Origin of the sequence: Thioalkalivibrio sp. ALE17 (genome assembly GCF_000425605.1) — a bacterium.
Lineage (GTDB): Bacteria > Pseudomonadota > Gammaproteobacteria > Ectothiorhodospirales > Ectothiorhodospiraceae > Thioalkalivibrio.
The window spans coordinates 1-17,871 of record NZ_AUDT01000022.1 but is presented as its reverse complement, the minus strand read 5'-3'; the positions used below and the strand labels follow the sequence as shown (position 1 = coordinate 17,871).

The window sequence follows — 17,871 nt, the reverse complement described above, 5'->3', positions numbered from 1 at the left end:
CGTAAACACCAGAGGACGAACCAGGCCTAGCCAAAAATCGGCAGGTTGCAGACCGACGGCACCGTAAACACCGGAGGACGAACCAGGACCAGCCACATCACGGCAGGCGGCCGGACAGCGCCACCGAAAACACTCGAGGTCGAACAAGGGGAAGCCTCAGGGCGCGGGACAACGCCCGAGCGCCAGCACGCGGACCAACTCGGGCGGCAACGCAGGTTCATGCCGCATGCGCGCAACCTCAGCGGGAAACAGCTGCGCGGCGAGGTGGGCAAGCAACTGCTCCCGGACCCGGTTGCCGTCCAGCGGACCGAGCAGCTGCTGCATGGAGGTCGCCGCTAGCCCCGGATAGCCACAGGGATTCATGCGCTGGAACGGCGCCAGATCCGGGGCGACGTTCAGGGCCAGCCCATGGATGCTGCGCCCGTGCCGGATACGCAAACCCAGCGCCGCAATCTTGGCCCCATCGACATACACCCCCGGCGCCTTGTCTCGACGCTGCGCAAGGATCCCCCATTGCGCCAGCGTGTCGATCACCGCCTGCTCCAGACCCGCAACCAGACGCCGAACCCCGATCCCCAGTCGCGGCAGATCCACCAGCGTGTAGACGACCAGTTGTCCGGGGCCGTGCCAGGTCACCTGCCCCCCGCGATCGATCGCCACCACCGGCGTCGCGCCGGGGTCCAGCAGGTGCTCGCGGCGGCCATTGCGGCCCTGGGTAAAGACGGGCGGATGCTCGACGCACCAGAACGCATCCAGCCGGGCTGCATCGCGTTCCCGCGCCTGGAGCTGCATCGCCTGCCAGACCGGGACGTAGGGCTGCATACCCAGCAGGCGGACCACCGGCCCGGGCGGGAGCACGTCGGTCACAGGATCATGCGCACCCGGTCGCAACGACCCAGGGAACGGTAGAAGGCGTCCAGCTGTTCCTGGCTGGTCGCGGTAAAGGTGATGGTGATGCCGACGAAGCGGCCGGCGCGCGAGGCGCGCTGCTCGATCACTGCGTCCCCGGCATCCAGATGCTCGGCGACACAGCCCTCGACTGCCTCCATCAGCTCCGGGTGGGCGTCGCCCATCACCTTCACCGGGAATCGGCAGGGAAACTCGATCAGGGTCTCGCGGTCGTCGCTCATGCGGCACCTCCGGACTGCAGGGGTTCGCTCACCGGCGCCCCGGGCTTGGCCGCCTGGTAGGCGGCGTGCACGGCCTGCCAGACCGGTCCGGGGCGCCCCGTGCCCACGGTGCGATCATCCAGCCGCGTAACCGGCAGGATCTCGCGGGTCGAGCTGGTGAGCCAGATCTCCCCGGCCCGGGCCAGCTCGTCGGCGCTGACCCCGCGCTCCTCCACCGGGTAGCCCAGCTCGCGCGCCAGGTTGAGCACCCGCGAGCGGGTGACCCCCGGCAGTACCGATGCATCCAGCGGCGGGGTGATCACCCGCCCGTCCAGGACCACGATGACATTGCTGGCCGCGCCTTCGGTCAACTGCCCGTCCCGCAACAACACGGCCTCGACGGCACCCCGCTCGGTCGCATCCTGGCGGTTCAGCACATTGGCCAGCAGGGTGGTGGCCTTGATATCGCAGTGGCCCCAGCGGCGGTCCTCGGCCGTCACAGCGGCCACGCCGTCCACGCGGATGGTCTCCGGGAGGGGCCGGATCGGGCTGACCATCGCCAGGACGGTGGGTTGCGCATCCACCGGGAAGGCATGGTCGCGCGGGGCTACGCCACGGGTCACCTGAAGGTAGACCCCGAGATCGGGCGTCACAGGGTCGGCATTGCGCGCCAGCAAGTCCGTCAGAAGCGCACGCCACCCCTCGCGGTCAAACGGGTTGCGGATGCGGATCGCCGCCAGGGATCGCGCCAGGCGCTCCAGGTGCTCGGAGAGCAGGAAGAATTCGCCGGAGTAGCTGGGGATCACCTCGTATACCGAGTCTCCGAACAGGAAGCCCCGGTCCAGCGGCGAGATCCGCACCTGGTCCAGCGGCAGGTAGTCCCCGTTGTAATAGGCAATGCTCACGGGCGAAACACGGCTCAGAATGGCCAGGCCGACTGAATGCCCAGGGCCGCGCCATCCCACAGGCGGCGGATCAGACCGCCCTGTTCCACCGGCTGCAACGCAACCAGCGGCTGGGTGCGGAGCACCTCGCCGTTCAGACGCACCACGACTTCGCCCACCGGATCGCCCGCGGCCAGCGGGGCCTCCAGCGGCTGGTTGACCTCCATCGAGGCGTCCAGATCGTCCTCGCGCCCCGGCGGGACCATGACCCAGAAGTCCTCCGCCAGGCCCACGGCCACTTCGGTCTGCGCCCCGCGATAGACCCGCGGGGTCCCCAGTTCGTGCCCGCCCTCGAACAGCTTGCGGGTCGCGGTGAAGCGCATCCCCCAGTTCACCAGCGCCTGGGACTCGTTGGCGCGGCGAGTACCGCCCTGCTGATGATCCGACGCCTCGATCCCCATGACCACGGCCACCAACCGGCGGTCGTTACGCTTGGCGGACGAAACCAGGTTGTAGCCCGCGTTCGAGGTCCAGCCGGTCTTCAGGCCGTCGAATCCGGCATCGCGCCACAGCAGCATATTGCGGTTGCTCTGCGAGATGTCGTTGTACTCGAAGGAACGTTCGCTGTAGTAGCCGTAGAGATCCGGGAAGTCGCGGATCAGCGCCCGGGCGAGCAATGCCATGTCCTGGGCGGTGGTGTACTGCGACTCGTCGGAGGGCAGTCCGTGCGGGTTGGCGAAGTAGGACTGGCGCATCCCCAGCTCGCGCGCCTGGGCGTTCATCATGTCGACAAACGCCCCCTCCGAACCGGCAACATGCTCGGCCAGCGCGGTGGAGGCATCGTTGCCGGACTGGATGATCATCCCGCGCAGCAGATCCTCGACCACAACCTCCTCGCCGACCTCGATGAACATGCGCGATGCCCCGCGCATACCGGTCCGCCAGGCACGCTCGCTGACCGTAACCTGGTCGTCCAGCGCCATGCGGCCATCGGTGATTTCGCCAAACACCACGTAGGCCGTCATCAGCTTGGTCAGGCTGGCCGGCTCGCGCTCCACCAGCGGATCGCGGCTGGCGAGCATCAGGCCGGAGTCGAAGTCCATCAGCGCATAGCTCGCCGCCGTCACGTCCGAGGGCGGCCGCGGGATGCCACCGGGCACGTTCGCGCCGGCGCCGGCCACGGGCAGCTCCGACTCCTGCGCCTGCGCCGGAACCAGCGCCAGCAGGAGCGCCAGCATCACCGGCAGGCAGGCCGCCAACAGCGGCAGAAACGGGGTGCGGACGGACGAATTCATGATTGCGAAGGGCCTCCTGAAGGACCGAAATACGATAGCAGAATTGGGGCCCGGTACGGGCCGGAAATACCGGGGACGAGGGCTTACGGCGCGTCGGTCACTACGCGGTAGTCCACGTGCGCCGCGCCCTGCAGGCGATCGGTAATCGTGCGGACCGCGTCGCCATCGGCCAGCGGGCCGATGCGCACGCGGTGCAGTTGCGCCCCGTTGTCCCGTTCGACGCTGGAGATCCGCACCGGCTCCAAGCCGAGCGCGCGCAGATCCTCGCGCACCTGCTCGGCCGAATGGCGCTCGGCGAACGCCCCGACCTGGACGAAACGCCCGGGCCCCGCCGCCTCGCCATTGGCGCCGGCCGCGGCCGGCGCTGCGTCCTGCGGTTCGGGCGCGATGTCCGGCTGAGCTGCGGCGGCCACCTCGAGCGGCTCGGGCTCCGGTGCCTCTGCCACCCGGGCCGGCGTCGTGTCGCCCGGCCCCACCGCCCGGATGCGCACGCGCGCGACCCCGGCATCGGTCATGTCGATGCGATGGGCGGCGGCGTAGGAGAGATCGATGATGCGTCCGTCCACGAACGGGCCGCGATCATTCACCCGTACGATCACCTGTTTGCCGTTTTCCAGGTTGGTGACCTCGACGAAGCTCGGCAGCGGCAGGGACTTGTGCGCCGCGGTCATCGCGTACATGTCGTAGGGCTCGCCGCTGGAAGTGCGCCGTCCGTGGAACTTGGTTCCATACCAGGACGCGTAACCCTCTTCCTCGAAGCCGTCGCTCGTGCGCAGTGTGCGATAGCGCTGACCGAACACCTCGTACTCGGACGGATTGCCATAGCGGCTGGGCGGCTCGTCACGCGGCTCCGGTTCCGGAATCAGCGCCAGATCCTGCGGCACATCCGCAGGATCGGGGTAGCTGTCATACGCGGCATCGCCCAGCGGGCGGTCCGGGTCGGCCTTGTGGTCGGGGGTGGACGAACAGCCCGCCAGGACCAGCGCCAGCAAGACCGCCAGCGCGGCCCCGCCGGCGCCCGCGCGGCGCGGTTTACTCGGCCAGCGCCTCGGCCAGCTGGTGGACGGCCATCGCATACAGCGGGCTCCGGTTGTAGCGGGTAATCACGTAGAAGTTCGGATACCCGAGATAGTACTCGTAGCCATCCTCGCCCTCGAGGCGGATGAACGAGTACTGGCCGTCCTCGTCCACGGCCTCGTCGGGGTAGATCCCGTGTGCGGCCAGTTCTTCGAGGTCAAAGCGCGCCTGATAGTTGCGGCTGATCAGCGCCTCGTGGGCATCGCCCTCGACCCGGGCCCTGGCCACCACCGGCTCGCCGTGGTTCCAGTGGTGCGCGCGGAAATAGTTGGCCACCGACCCGATCGCATCCGGCCAGGAGTTCAGCAGGTCACGCTGGCCGGAGCCATCGAAATCCACCGCGTAGTGGCGATAGCTGGACGAGATGAACTGGCCACGCCCCATGGCCCCGGCGTAGGAGCCACGGGTCTCGCGCGGGTCGAGGCCCTCTTCATCCACCAGCGTCAGGAACTCGCCCAGCTCGCGGCGGAAGAAGTCGGACCGGGGCGGATAGTCGAAGCCCAGGGTCACCAGGGCATCGAACACGCGGAAACCACCGGTGTTGCGGCCGTAGTAGGTCTCGACCCCGATGATGGCGGCAATGATCTTCGGCTCGACGTCAAAGCGGTCCGCGGCGCGCTGGAGCCAGCGCTCATGCTCCTGCATGAACTCGCGCCCACGCTCGATGCGCTCAGCGGTAATGAAGATCGGGCGGTAATCCTTCCATGGCCTTGCCTCGGCGGGGCTGGAGATCAGGTCAAGGATGCGCTGTTGCGGATCGGCCGCCGCGAACATCGCCTCCAGGGCCTCGCGGTCACGGCCCGCCTCCACCTGCTCGTCGATGAAGGCCTGGACCTCGTCGCGCTCGAGATACGGCGGGTCACCGGCGCGGAATTCGCTTTCCGCCGCGGCCGGAAGGGAGGCAAACGCCAGGATCAGGGTCAGCCCGACCGGCATCAGGAGTGGGCGGGCAAGACGGGCCCACACGGGGCGCAGGGTCAGGGTCATCGATTCACCAGGCGTTTCTGGGAGGCTATGCTCATGAGAATACCGAAGGCGACCATCAGGGTCACCAGCGACGTTCCCCCGTAACTGACCAGGGGCAGCGGCACACCGACCACCGGCAACAGGCCGGTCACCATGCCGATATTGACCACCATATAGACCGCGAAGGTCAGGCTGATACTCCCGCCCAGCAGCCGGGCATAGCGGTCCTGCGCCAGCGCGGCGATCCACAGCCCGCGGGCGACAATCGCAAAATACAGCAGCAGCAAGAGCGCGACACCAATAAAGCCGAATTCCTCGGCGTAGACCGCAAAAATAAAGTCGGTGGAGCGCTCCGGAAGGAACTCCAGTTGCGACTGGGTCCCGTTGAGCCAGCCCTTGCCGTACAACCCCCCGGACCCGATCGCGATCTTCGACTGGATGATGTGATAGCCGGCCCCCAGCGGATCGGATTCCGGGTTGAACAGCGTGAGTACCCGCTGGCGCTGGTAATCCAGCATCTGCGACCACAGGATGGGCACGGCGGCCGCCACCACGACGCCCAGGCCGACGAACCAGCGCCAGCCCAGCCCCGCGAGAAAGACCACCAGTACGCCGGCGGCCGCCACCAGCATCGAGGTCCCCAGGTCCGGCTGCTGCATGATCAGATACACCGGCACCAGGATCAGCACGCCGGTCACGAGGAGATCGCGAAAACGCGGCCGCCCACTGCGCAGCGAGAGATACCACGCGACCATCATCGGCACGGCAAGCTTCATGATCTCCGAGGGCTGGAAACGCATGAAACCAAGATCCAGCCAGCGCTGGGCCCCCTTGCCGACGTCCCCGACCCACATCACCGCCAACAACAGCAGGATGCCCGCCGCGAACAGCCACGGGGAGATCGCGCGCAGACCGTGCAGTGATATCTGTGCGACCAGCAGCATCGCGGCCACACCCAGGCCGATGCGCATCAGTTGCCGTTCCACGGCCACCACGCTCTGCCCGGAGGCGCTGAACAGAACGGCCAGCCCGAGCAGCAGCAGGATCGACAGCAGGACCAGCAGCACACTGTCCAGGCGTAGGCTGCGCAGCACCCACTGGCTGACGGACATCTCACGGCCGGTTACGCTGATCATTCGTCCTCCTCCAGGGAAACACTGATGACTAAATTCATCAGTGTTTCCCTAGGGTCATTCCCGCCCCGTCCAACAGATAGGCGTCCAACACCTCGCGCGCCACGGGCGCGGCCACCCGGCCACCGGACCCTCCGTGCTCGACCAGGACCGCCACCGCGATCTGCGGATCCTCCGCCGGGGCATAGCCCACGAACAGGGCGTGGTCCCACAGACGCCGGGCCAGCTCCTCTTCGTCGTACTCTTCATCCTCGCCGAGGCTGAACACCTGCGAAGTGCCAGTCTTGCCGGCAATGGTGTAGGCCGGGCGGGTGCTGCCCACGCTGCCCCAGGCGGTCCCGTGGCGGGCATGCACCGCCTCCACCAGCGAGCCGTGGATCGCATCCCAGTGCTGGTCGTCCACGACCACCGGCTCGCGCGTCACCGGTAGCGGATACTCCGGCTCCCCGGTCCCGTTGTCCATGGCGCGCAGCAGATGCGGCTGATAGCGCACACCGCGCGTGGCCAGCGCCGCCGTAAAGTCGGCCATCTGCAGGGGCGTGGACAGCATGTACCCTTGGCCGATCGCGGTGATCAGGGTCTCCCCCGGGAACCATACCTCGTTGTGGGTGGCCCGCTTCCAGTCGCGGCTGGGCAGGATCCCCGCTCGCTCGCCGGTGGAATCGATCCCGGTGCGCTGACCGATCCCGAAGGCGCCAAGAATGGGCACCATGCGATCGATGCCCATGGTGTGGGCCAGATCGTAGAAGTAGACATCCGAGGACACCGCGATCGCGCGCGACATATCCACCCGGCCATGGCCCTCGCGGCGCCAGTCTCGATAGCGCCGTTCATGCCCCGGGAGCTGGTAGTACCCGCGTGCGAACATCTCGCGCTCGGCGGTCGTAACATCTTCGTCGAGGGCTGCCAGCGCGACCAGTGGCTTGACCGTCGAGCCCGGCGGGTACTGCCCGCTCAGGGCACGGTTGAACAGCGGCCGGCGCTTGTCATCGCGCACCGCGGCGAAATCGGCCTGGGAGATTCCGTGGACAAAGGCCTCGGGATCAAAACCGGGGGCGCTGACCAGCGCCAGCACCTCGCCGTTATTCGGATCGATGGCCACGATCGCGCCATCCCGCCCCGCCAGCGCCCGGTAGGCCGCCTGCTGCAGGTTCACATCCAGGGTCAGGGTCAGGTCCGTGCCCGGCTGCGGCGGGGTCACCGACAGCTCGCGGATCACCCGCCCCTGGGCGTTCACCTCCACCTGGCGATAGCCTGGCCGGCCGTGCAGCAACTCCTCGTAGTAGCGTTCGACCCCGCTCTTGCCGATATGCGAGGTCCCGGCATAGGCCCGCCCGTCCACCCGGCGCAGATCCTGCTGGTTGATGCGCCCGACATAACCGACCGCGTGCGAGAATTCGGAACCCAGGGGATAGAAACGCAGCGGACGGGCCTCGATCTCGACCCCCGGCAACTCGTGGCGCGAGACCGCGATACGGGCCACAGTCTCGTCATCCAGCCCGGCCTTCAACAGCACCGGCTGGAACGGGCGCCGCTGCCGAACTCCGCGGTGGAAGCGCTCGATATCGGCCTCGCTCAGTTCCAGATAGCCGCGCAGGCGGCTCAGCAGGGAATCCAGATTACCGGCCTGCTCGACCGTGATCTCCAACTGGTAGGACGCCCGGTTGCCCGCCAGCAGGATGCCATTGCGGTCGCGAATCACGCCCCGGGTGGGAGCGATCGGCTCGACCCGTAACCGATTGTTCTCGGAGAGAGTGGTGAAATGCGAGTGCGCGCCGACTTGCAGCCCCGAGAGCCGCCAGCCCAGCGCCAGCAGGATGGCGGCCAGGATGACCAGTGCCAGCAGGATGCGCACGACAAAGCGCTCGCGGTCCTGCTGTTCCTCGCCGTAGGCATCGCGCTCGGCCATCTCAGCGGGTCACGGCGTCACGACCAGGTCCATGGCCCGCGCACGCAAACGCCGCACCGACCCTGCGGGACGGCGCGGCGCTGACCGACCGCTGCATGCAGCGGGGCGCGGCGTCAGATCTTGCTCTTCTGGTAACGCTTGTAGCTGGCAACAATCTCCGCCTTGGCTTCGTCGGCGCCAACCCAGCCTTCCACCTTGACCCACTTGCCCTTCTCCAGCTCCTTGTAGCGTTCGAAGAAGTGCTTGATCGAGTCCAGGAGCTCCTTCGGCACGTCGTCCGGGCTCTGGAACCGCGCGGACTGCGTGCACAGCTTGTCCACCGGCACCGCCAGGATCTTCGCGTCTACCCCGGCCTCGTCGGTCATCTTCAGCATGCCGATCGGGCGCGAGCGCACAACCGAGCCCGGCAGCAGCGGCACCGGGGTGATCACCAGCACGTCCACCGGGTCGTTGTCTTCCGACTCCGTGTTCGGGATGAATCCGTAGTTGCACGGATAGAACATCGCGACCGCCATAAAGCGATCAACCACCAGAGCCCCGCTGTCCTTGTCCATCTCGTACTTGACGGGCTGACCCTGGGTGGGGATCTCGATCACCACGTTGATGTCGTTGGGGAGATCCTTGCCGGCTTCGATCTGGTTGAGGTCCATGCTTGAGTAGTTTCCGATTGCTTTGAAGAGCGAGGGATTATACAGGGGAGACACCCCGCAAGGGCACCCATCAACAGTCGCATCAGGGAGACTCGAACGGCCGCGCGCGGTTGCGGCGCATCGGCCTCAGGCGGTATAAGACCGCGCTCGGGAAACGGTTTGCGGCCCGCCCTCGCCCCGGGCCGGCTGCCCGTTTCACCACCGCAATCAACGTGCCGTCCCGTTCCCGGCTAGTCCTGCGGTCCGGTACGGCTCCCGGCAGGAGTCAGCTATGCGTATCGTCCTGATGGGCGCACCGGGGTCCGGCAAGGGCACCCAGGCCAAGAAGATGGTCGCCACCTTCGGCATCCCCCAGATCTCCACCGGCGACCTGCTGCGCGCCGCGGTCGCGGCCCGGACCGAACTCGGCAAGCAGGTCGAGAACGCGATGGAATCCGGCAATCTGGTCCCGGATGATCTGGTCCTGGGCCTGATCCGCGATCGCCTGCAGGAACCCGATGCGCAGAAGGGCTTCATCCTCGACGGCTTCCCTCGCAATGTCGCCCAGGCCGAGGCGCTGGACAGCATGCTGGCCGACATCGAGTCGCCGCTGGATCGCGCGATCCAGATCGACGTCCCGTTCGAGGAGCTCAAGCAGCGCCTGACCGGCCGCGTGTCCTGCGGGGACTGCGGCGCGGTCTTCAACACCCATACCTTCCCGCCACAGAAGGAAGGCGTGTGCGACCTGTGCGGCGGCGATCTGATCCACCGCGCGGACGACAACGAGGAAACCGTGGTCAATCGCCTCAAGGTCTACGAGGAGCAGACCCGGCCGCTGATCGAGTACTACGATCGCCACGGTCTGCTCAAGCACGTCAACGGCACCCGCGACATCGAGCTGATCTTCGACGAGATCCGCCAGCTGCTGTCCTGACGCCGGGATGAGCCGCCGGCCCGCCAACCCCCCGCCGCGCCATCGCCCGATCGCGCGGCCGGTCGCGTGCGGGATCGGCCTGGTGACCGCGGCGCTGCTCCCGCTCGCGCTGCCCGCGGAGGAGCGCCCCCCGGGATGCGAGTTCGCCCCGGGGGTCGAGTGGCCCGAGCTGCGCACCCTCGAGGGCGGCCTCACCGAGATCGACGCCGACCAGGTGCGCCGGGACGGCGAACGCATCTCGGCCTCGGGCAACGTCCAGCTGTTCGAAGGCGGACAGCGCCTGGACACCGAATTCCTCGAATACGACCGCGCCACCGGCACCGCCCGAACCGAAGGTGACACCCGCCTGTTCGACGGCGACCTGCTGCTGCACACCGAGGGCGGGGAATACCGCCTGGACGCGGAGACCGGCGAGTTCCGCAGGATCGACTTCCTGGTGCAGTCCATCCCGGCCCGGGGCAGTGCCGCCCTGGGCGTCCAGCACGCCCCGCACCGTCACGACTTCGAGGAGGCCGAATACACCACCTGCCCGGTCGGCAACGATTCCTGGTGGCTGCGCACCCGGGATCTGGAGCTCGATCGCGAGACCGGCGTGGGCGTGGCCCGCAATGCGACCATCCGTTTCAAGGGTGTACCCATCGCCTACACCCCGTATATCAACTTCCCGCTGGACGACCGCCGCAAGAGCGGCTTCCTGCTGCCCAGCGCGGGCACCGGCGGCCGCACCGGCTTCGATCTCGCGACGCCTTGGTACTGGAACATCGCGCCCAACTACGACGCGACCTTCACGCCTCGCATCATGGCCGATCGCGGAATCATGCTCGGCACCGAGTTTCGCTACCTCCAGCCCCGGCACAATGGTGTACTCGACGTGCGCTACCTGCCGGACGACCGCGAGACCGGCGAAGACCGCCACTTCGCCCAGTGGCGCCACCAGACCCGCATCACCTCCAATCTGAACCTGCGCGTCGACGCTGCGGATGTCTCCGACCGGGAATACTTCTTCGACTTCGGCAACTCGGACCGCTATGCGGGTTCGACGCCCTATCTGCGCCGATCCGCCGACCTGACCTGGAACCAGCCGGCCTTTCGCCTGCGCACCCGCATCGAGGACTACCAGATCGTCGACCCCGAGCTGAGCGCCGCCGGCGAGCCCTACCAGCGGCTGCCACAGATCACGCTGGAGGCCGGGGAATACCTGGGCCACGGCATCTCCTGGGATCTGGATACCGAACTGGTGCGCTTCGAGCGCAGCGAGGACCAGTCCGGGCGCCCCGTGGGTACCCGCCTCGACCTGAATCCCGAGGTCCGCTGGCGCCATGACACCGGCGGCTTCTTCTTCGAACCCGCCACCGGTGTCCGCCATACCCGCTACGAACTGGACCGCCGCGACCAGACCAGCGGTCCGGAATCGATCAGCCGGACGGTACCACGCGCCTCGATCGACACCGGGCTGATCTTCGAACGTTCCATCGCCAACGGCCGCCGCCTGCAGACCCTGGAACCGCGCATCTTCTACGGCTACGTGCCCTACCGCGACCAGGACGACATCCCGACCTTCGACACCGGCGAGGCCGACTTCAGCTTCGACAACCTGTTCAGCCTGGACCGTTTCGTCGGCGCCGACCGCGTGGGCGATACCCATCAGGTCACCACCGCCCTGACCACCCGCATCCTCGACCAGCAGACCGGGCGCGAGCGCCTGAGCCTGTCCGCCGGTCAGATCCACTACCTCGAGGACCGCGAGGTCCGCCGCGGTACCGGACAGGACCCGCTGACGGACTCGCGTTCGGACCTGGCCCTGGAAGGTCGCGTGCGCATCGGCGATGCCTGGAGCGGCCGCGGCTCCATCCTCTACAACGAGGACGCGCGCGAAACCACCCTGGCCGCGATCTCGGTCGGCTACCACCCCTCCGAGCGCGCGCGGATCAACGTCGGCTACCGCCAGCGCGAGGCCGGCGCCCGCTCCATCGACCAGACCGACGTCTCCGTGATGTGGCCGATCACCGATCGCATCGACGCGATCGGCCGCTGGAACTACAGCCTGCAGGAAGAACGCGACCTCGAACTTCTGGCCGGGCTTCAGTATCGTAGTTGCTGCTATGGTATCCGCGTGGTGGCGCGCCGCGCGTACAGCTTCGACGAGACCTACGACAACTCGATCTACTTCCAACTCACGCTGGACGGCCTGGCAAGGTTCGATTCCGGCGTGGATTCGCTATTGCGCGAGGGTATTGCCGGATATGACGCACGTCCCTGAACAACGCCGCGGCGGGGTCCGCACCCTGCTGCCCCTGCTGGCCGTCCTGGTCTACGGCCTCGGCCTGCCGGCCATGGCCCAGACGCCCGGGTCGGCACCCGGCGGGCTCTCGCAGGGCGCGGTCGAGGCACCGGTCACGCCCGGGGCCGCCCGTGACGGCGGTACCCCGGCGGCGCCCATCACGCCCGAGGGCGACCGCTTCACCGACCGCATCCTGGCGGTGGTGGGCGACGACGTGATCACCCAGCGCGAGCTGGTGGAGCGCATGAACCTGGTCGCCCAGCAGATGATCGAGCGCGGCAACCGTCCGCCCGACCAGGACACCCTGGCGCGTCAGGTCATGGAGCGCCTGATCGTCGAGCGCGTGCAGCTGCAGGAGGCCGAGCGCGTCGGCATCAACATCGACGAGATGACCCTGAACCGCGCGATGGAGAACATCGCCCGCGAGAACCGCATGACCCTGCCGCAGCTGCGCCAGGCTCTGATGCAGGACGGCGTGGACTTCAACGCCTTTCGCGAGCAGATCCGCCACGAGCTGACCGTCAACCAGCTGCAGCGCCGCCAGGTCGACCAGCGCGTCCGCGTCTCCGACCAGGAGATCGCCGACCTCATCGCCTCCGAGAGTGGCGCCATTGACCGCGGCGTGCGCTATCGCATCGCCCAGATCATGGTCGCCCTGCCCCAGGGCGCCGACGCCCGGCAGATCGCCGAGGCGCGCCAAAAGGCCGAGTCGCTGCGCGACCGCGTGCGCGGGGGCGAGGACTTCGCCACCGTCGCCATCAGCGAATCCGAAGGACCGCAGGCCCTGGACGGCGGCGATCTGGGCTGGCGCTCCGCCGGCGAGATCCCCACCGTGTTCGCCCGCGAGGCCGTGCTGATGCGCACCGGCGAGGTCAGCGATGTCCTGCGCTCCCCCAGCGGTTTCCACATCATGAAGCTGCTGGACCGCGAGGGCGGTGACCAGACCCGCGTGCAGCAGACCCGGGTACGCCACATCCTGATCAGCCCGGACCAGGTGCGCAGCGACGAGGACGCGCGCCGCCAGGCGCAGTCCCTGTATAACCGCATCCGCGAGGGCGCCAGCTTCGAGGACCTCGCCCGCGCCAACTCCGACGACCCCGGCTCGGCCGCCCAGGGCGGCACCCTCGGGTGGGTCAGCCCGGGCGAACTGGTTCCCGCCTTCGAGGAGGCCATGCAGGCGCTGGAACCGGGCGTGGTCAGCGAGCCGGTGGAGAGCCAGTTCGGCTGGCACATCATCGAGGTCCTGGAGCGCCGCGAGGTGGACACCTCGCGCGAACAGATCCGGGCCCGCGCCCGCGAGATCCTGCAGAACCGCAAGCGCGACGAAGAGCTCGAGCTGTGGCTGCGCCGCCTGCGGGACGAGGCCTATGTCGAATACCGGGTCGACGGCTTCGGCTCCTGATCCGCGCGGGGCCCACCCGGTCCCGCGTCTGGCCCTGACCGCCGGCGATCCCGCCGGGATCGGGCCCGATCTCCTGATCGCCATGGCGCGGCAGCGCGGCCAGGCGCAGCGCGTCGCCATCGCTGATCCTGACGTGCTGGAGGCGCGCGCCCGCCAGCTGGGCGAGTCCCTGCGCCTGGTGCCCTTCGACCCGCAACGCCCGCGCGAGCCCACCCCGGCCCACACCCTGGAGATCCTGCCGGTACCGGTCGCCGCCCCGGTGGTCGCCGGCACCCTGAACCCCGCCAACGCCGAACACGTACTGGCCCTGCTGGCCAGAGCCGCCGACGGCTGCCTGGACGGCACCTTCGAGGCCATGGTCACCGGCCCGGTCCACAAGGGCGTGATCAACCGCGCCGGTATCGCCTTCAGTGGTCACACCGAGTGGCTGGCCGAACGCGCCGGGGCACCGACGCCGGTGATGATGCTGGCCACCGAGACGCTGCGAGTCGCGCTGGTGACCACCCATCTGCCCCTGCGCGCGGTCCCCGACGCCATCACGGCCGAACGCCTGGAGGCCGTGACCCGCGTGCTGCACCACGACCTGCGCCGTGACTTCGGCATCGACGAACCCGTGATCGCGGTCTGCGGCCTGAACCCGCACGCCGGCGAGGACGGCGTCCTCGGACGCGAGGAGATCGAGATCATCACCCCGACCCTGGATCGCCTGCGAGAGGCCGGCATGCATCTGCGCGGCCCACTCCCGGCCGACACCGCGTTCACCCCGCGCGCGCTCGAAGGCGTCGACGCGGTGCTGGCCATGTATCACGATCAGGGCCTGCCGGTCCTCAAGCACGCCGGCTTTGGCGGGGCCATCAACGTGACCCTGGGCCTGCCCTTCATCCGCACCTCGGTGGATCACGGCACCGCACTGGACCTGGCCGGCACCGGGCGCGCGGAGGTCGGCAGCTTCCAGGCCGCCGAACGTCTGGCGGAAACCCTCGCGGCCCGTGCCGCGGCCCGTGCCGCCGCCAGCAGGAGCATCTCGGGGACATGACCCGCCTCAAGACCTCGTCGCCGATCCGCAAGCGCTTCGGCCAGAACTTCCTGCACGATGCCGGCATCCTCGCGCGCATTGTCGCGGCGATCGACCCGCAGCCGGGAGACGCCGTGCTCGAGATCGGGCCCGGCCGCGGCGCCCTGACCGCGGCGCTGTTGGAGCGCCTGGACCACCTGGTCGCCGTGGAGATCGACCGCGACCTGGCCGCCGGGCTGCGCGCCGGTTTCCCTCCGGAGCGCCTGGACCTGCACGTGGGCGACGCCCTGGACATGCGGCTGGCCGATCTCGGCCCCCTGCCCGAACGCGGCTGGCGCGTAGTCGGCAACCTGCCCTACAACATCTCCACCCCGCTGATGTTCCATCTCCTCGAACAGGTCGGCGCGATCCGCGACATGCACTTCCTGCTGCAGCGCGAGGTGGTGGAACGCATGACCGCCGCGCCCGGCAGCAAGCGCTACGGCCGCCTGACCGTCATGCTGGCCGCCCGCGCCTCGGCCACGGCCCTGTTCACCGTGCCGCCCGGGGCCTTTCACCCGCCGCCCAAGGTCTACTCCAGCGTGGTGCGCATCACGCCCCTGGCCGAACCGCGGGTCGCACCGGCGCTGTACCCGACCTTCGCGCGGGTGGTGAACCAGGCCTTTTCCAGCCGCCGCAAGACGCTGCGCCGCGGGCTGTCCGGTCTGGCCACGATCGCGGACCTCGAGGCCGCCGGGCTGGACCCCGGGGAACGGCCGGAGAACGTCGACATCAGCGGGTTCGAGGCCCTGGCCCGGCAGATCCACGCAGGCGCGCACTGAGCCATCGGTCACCACGATCCGCTACCATGAACCCATGGACCTGATCGTTGCCGATGTCGGCGGAACCAACACCCGTGTCGCGCGCGCCCGCCGCGAGGCGGATGGCTGGTCCCTGCACGAGGCGCAACGCTACCCGAGCCGCGAGCATCCGGACCTCGCCAGCATCCTTGAGCACTGGCGCCACGAATACGCCACGGTGGATACGTTCGCCGCCGCCGGACTCGCGGTGGCCGGCCCGGTCCATCAAGGCCGGGCTCGCGTAACCAACCTGGACTGGCCCGCCCTGGAGGCCGCCACCCTCGGCGAACGCCTGGGTATGCCGGTTACGCTCCTCAACGACTTCGCGGCCATCGGCGCGAGCCTCGACGCGCTGCAACCCGGCGACTGCGAGACCCTCCAGCACGCGACACCCGATCCGGCGGGCCTGCGCCTGGTCGCGGGGGCCGGTACCGGGCTGGGCACCTGTCTGGTGGGCCCGCCCGGCCGGCCCGCCATCTATCCCGGCGAGGGCGGACACGCGCGTTTCTCGCCCGCCGGGCCCGAAGAGGCTGCGCTGGGCGATTTCGTAACCCGCGAACTGGGCTACTGCACGCGCGAACACCTGCTGAGCGGGCGCGGGATCGCCCGCATCGGTCAGTTCGAACTCGACCGGCAAGCGGATCCCGAGCTGGCGGAGGCCCTTTCCGCGCGGGACCCGGCAGCCGCCATCGGCGAACTGGCCCGGGCGGGCCACCCGGCCGCCGAGAACGTGATCGACCGCTTCGTCGGGCTGTATGCCGGACAGCTGGCCGACATGGCCCTGACCGCGCTCCCCACCGGCGGCATTTACCTGGCCGGCGGGATCGCGCCCCGCTGGGTCGACGCCTTCCGTGGCCCGCGCTTTCGCTGCGCCTTCCGGAATCGCCCACCGATGACCCACTTGCTTGAGCAATTGCCCGTGGCCCTTATCATGCACCCCGAACCGGGCCTGCTGGGCGCCGCCGTCTGCGCCAGCCGGTCCGCGACCCCCTGATGCCGGGTCTCCCGCTCAAACCTGGAGCCACAACCGCATGAACCCGCCCCAAGAGCACGACGCCGAAGCCCATACCATCGAGATCGAGGTCTCCACCGCCTACGTGGAGGACCAGTCCGAGCCGGATGACGACCGCTACGTGTTCGCCTATCACGTGGTCATTCGCAACGCCGGCGCGCTGACCGTGCAACTGCTCAACCGCCACTGGATCATCCGCGACGGCCGCGACCAGACGCAGGAGGTCCGTGGCGAGGGGGTGGTCGGCGAACAGCCGAGCATCGCGCCCGGCGACAGCTTCGAATACACCAGCGGCACGGTCATCGAGACCCCGGTCGGCACCATGGAGGGCTCCTACGGCATGCGCGACGAACGCGGCAACACCTTCGACGCGCCGATCCCGCCGTTCACCCTCTCCGTCCCGCGCACCCTGCACTAGGCCGGGCGGAACGATGGCGCTGTACGCCGTTGGGGATCTCCAGGGCTGTCTGGACCCGCTGGATCGACTCCTGGAACAGGTGCGGTTCGATCCGGCGGAGGACCACCTGTGGCTGGTCGGCGACCTGGTCAACCGCGGCCCGGACTCGCTGGGCTGCCTGCGCCGGGTCATGGACCTGGGCGATGCTGCCACGACGGTCCTCGGCAACCACGACCTCCACCTGCTCGCCACCGCACAGGGCGTCCGCACGCCCGGTGGCAAGGACACCCTGCGCCCGGTGCTGGATGCCCCGGATGCCGCGGACCTGCTCGACTGGCTGGCCCAGCGCCCGTTGCTGCACCGCGACACCGCCAGCGGCTGGACCCTGGTGCATGCCGGACTCCCGCCCGCCTGGGACCCGGAGACGGCCGCGCGCGAGACCCGGCGCGTGGAGGCCGAGCTGCGCGACCCGGCACGACGCCACGCACTGTTCGAGGTCATGTACGGCGACGAACCCAGCCACTGGAGCCCGGATCTCGACGGATACGAGCGCCTGCGCTACACCATCAATGCCTGTACCCGCATGCGCTATCTCACCGCGGACGGCGGCCTGGAGTTCGCCGGCAATGGCCCGCCCGAGGAAGCGCCCTCTGATCTCCGGCCCTGGTTCCGGATGCCGGAACGAGCCGCCGCCGGGCACCCGATCGTGTTCGGGCACTGGGCCGCGCTCGGACATCGGGTGGGACCGGACTGGCTGGCGCTGGACAGTGGCTGCGTCTGGGGCAACTGCATGACGCTTGCCCGCCTCGATCACACCGACGGCGACCCGGCCCGCGTCACCACCTGGCAGACGCCCTGCCCCGCCTGACCCGCCCGCTACCGCACACCGCATTCCCAGCACTCGCCGCAGTCATCCAGCCGCCTGCCTTGCAGTGGCTGGTCCTGGCTCGGCCCCGGGCGTTTACGGTGCCTTCGGTCCGCCGCCTGCC

17 protein-coding genes are annotated in these 17,871 nt (G+C 68.9%); 8 read left to right on the top strand and 9 right to left on the bottom strand.

What is annotated here, in order from left to right; translation table 11 throughout:
• Nucleotides 1-156: 156 nt before the first annotated feature.
• The 9 genes from lipB to ppa form a co-directional block, all read right to left on the bottom strand.
• Nucleotides 157-867: a lipoyl(octanoyl) transferase LipB gene (gene lipB / locus H609_RS0110605; RefSeq protein WP_018881559.1), complete on the bottom strand. Its 711-nt coding sequence runs from the start codon at nt 865-867 to the stop codon at nt 157-159.
• Nucleotides 864-1,130, bottom strand: a complete 267-nt coding sequence (locus H609_RS0110600) for a YbeD family protein (protein ID WP_018877094.1) — start codon at nt 1,128-1,130, stop codon at nt 864-866. The genes lipB and H609_RS0110600 overlap by 4 nt, the downstream gene beginning before the upstream one ends.
• Entirely contained in the window at nt 1,127-2,014 is an 888-nt protein-coding gene (locus tag H609_RS0110595) for a D-amino acid aminotransferase (RefSeq protein ID WP_028484938.1), read from the bottom strand. The genes H609_RS0110600 and H609_RS0110595 overlap by 4 nt, the downstream gene beginning before the upstream one ends.
• 14 nt (nt 2,015-2,028) lie before the next feature.
• Nucleotides 2,029-3,288 carry a D-alanyl-D-alanine carboxypeptidase family protein gene (locus H609_RS0110590; RefSeq protein WP_018878306.1) on the bottom strand — a complete coding sequence of 420 codons (1,260 nt, stop codon included), beginning with the start codon at nt 3,286-3,288 and terminating at the stop codon, nt 2,029-2,031.
• Nucleotides 3,289-3,371: 83 nt separating this feature from the next.
• Complete coding sequence (locus H609_RS0110585; protein WP_028484937.1) at nt 3,372-4,364, bottom strand: septal ring lytic transglycosylase RlpA family protein; 993 nt, start codon at nt 4,362-4,364, stop codon at nt 3,372-3,374.
• Nucleotides 4,321-5,352, bottom strand: a complete 1,032-nt coding sequence (gene mltB / locus H609_RS0110580) for a lytic murein transglycosylase B (RefSeq protein ID WP_028484936.1) — start codon at nt 5,350-5,352, stop codon at nt 4,321-4,323. Before mltB ends, H609_RS0110585 begins: the two co-directional genes overlap by 44 nt.
• Nucleotides 5,349-6,467, bottom strand: coding sequence for a rod shape-determining protein RodA (gene rodA, locus H609_RS0110575; RefSeq protein WP_019583949.1), 1,119 nt, complete (start codon nt 6,465-6,467; stop codon nt 5,349-5,351). Before rodA ends, mltB begins: the two co-directional genes overlap by 4 nt.
• A 37-nt stretch (nt 6,468-6,504) precedes the next feature.
• On the bottom strand, nt 6,505-8,373 hold the full coding sequence (gene mrdA / locus H609_RS0110570; RefSeq protein ID WP_028484935.1) for a penicillin-binding protein 2: 1,869 nt from the start codon (nt 8,371-8,373) through the stop codon (nt 6,505-6,507).
• 113 nt (nt 8,374-8,486) lie between these two features.
• Entirely contained in the window at nt 8,487-9,023 is a 537-nt protein-coding gene (gene ppa / locus H609_RS0110565; RefSeq protein WP_018867199.1) for an inorganic diphosphatase, read from the bottom strand.
• Between the two features lie 271 nt (nt 9,024-9,294).
• On the opposite strand from ppa, the gene H609_RS0110560 reads away from it, so the two are divergent.
• From H609_RS0110560 to H609_RS0110525, 8 genes are read left to right on the top strand one after another with little or no spacing between them, the layout of a single operon-like run.
• Nucleotides 9,295-9,936 carry an adenylate kinase gene (locus tag H609_RS0110560; RefSeq protein WP_018877100.1) on the top strand — a complete coding sequence of 214 codons (642 nt, stop codon included), beginning with the start codon at nt 9,295-9,297 and terminating at the stop codon, nt 9,934-9,936.
• Nucleotides 9,937-9,943: 7 nt separating this feature from the next.
• Nucleotides 9,944-12,196 (top strand): LPS-assembly protein LptD, encoded by a 2,253-nt coding sequence (locus H609_RS0110555; protein ID WP_028484934.1) that lies wholly within the window; start codon nt 9,944-9,946, stop codon nt 12,194-12,196.
• A complete protein-coding gene (locus H609_RS0110550) occupies nt 12,180-13,619 on the top strand; it encodes a peptidylprolyl isomerase (RefSeq protein WP_018877102.1) in 1,440 nt (479 codons plus the stop codon). The genes H609_RS0110555 and H609_RS0110550 overlap by 17 nt, the downstream gene beginning before the upstream one ends.
• Entirely contained in the window at nt 13,585-14,655 is a 1,071-nt protein-coding gene (pdxA, locus tag H609_RS0110545) for a 4-hydroxythreonine-4-phosphate dehydrogenase PdxA (protein ID WP_018867195.1), read from the top strand. Before H609_RS0110550 ends, pdxA begins: the two co-directional genes overlap by 35 nt.
• The gene (gene rsmA / locus H609_RS0110540; protein WP_018867194.1) at nt 14,652-15,455 is read left to right on the top strand and encodes a 16S rRNA (adenine(1518)-N(6)/adenine(1519)-N(6))-dimethyltransferase RsmA; all 804 of its coding nucleotides are present in this window, start codon (nt 14,652-14,654) and stop codon (nt 15,453-15,455) included. Before pdxA ends, rsmA begins: the two co-directional genes overlap by 4 nt.
• A gap of 34 nt (nt 15,456-15,489) precedes the next feature.
• Complete coding sequence (locus tag H609_RS0110535) at nt 15,490-16,467, top strand: ROK family protein (protein WP_028484933.1); 978 nt, start codon at nt 15,490-15,492, stop codon at nt 16,465-16,467.
• A gap of 37 nt (nt 16,468-16,504) precedes the next feature.
• Nucleotides 16,505-16,903, top strand: a complete 399-nt coding sequence (apaG, locus tag H609_RS0110530; RefSeq protein ID WP_018867192.1) for a Co2+/Mg2+ efflux protein ApaG — start codon at nt 16,505-16,507, stop codon at nt 16,901-16,903.
• 13 nt (nt 16,904-16,916) lie between these two features.
• The gene (locus H609_RS0110525) at nt 16,917-17,750 is read left to right on the top strand and encodes a symmetrical bis(5'-nucleosyl)-tetraphosphatase (RefSeq protein ID WP_028484932.1); all 834 of its coding nucleotides are present in this window, start codon (nt 16,917-16,919) and stop codon (nt 17,748-17,750) included.
• Nucleotides 17,751-17,871: the final 121 nt, after the last annotated feature.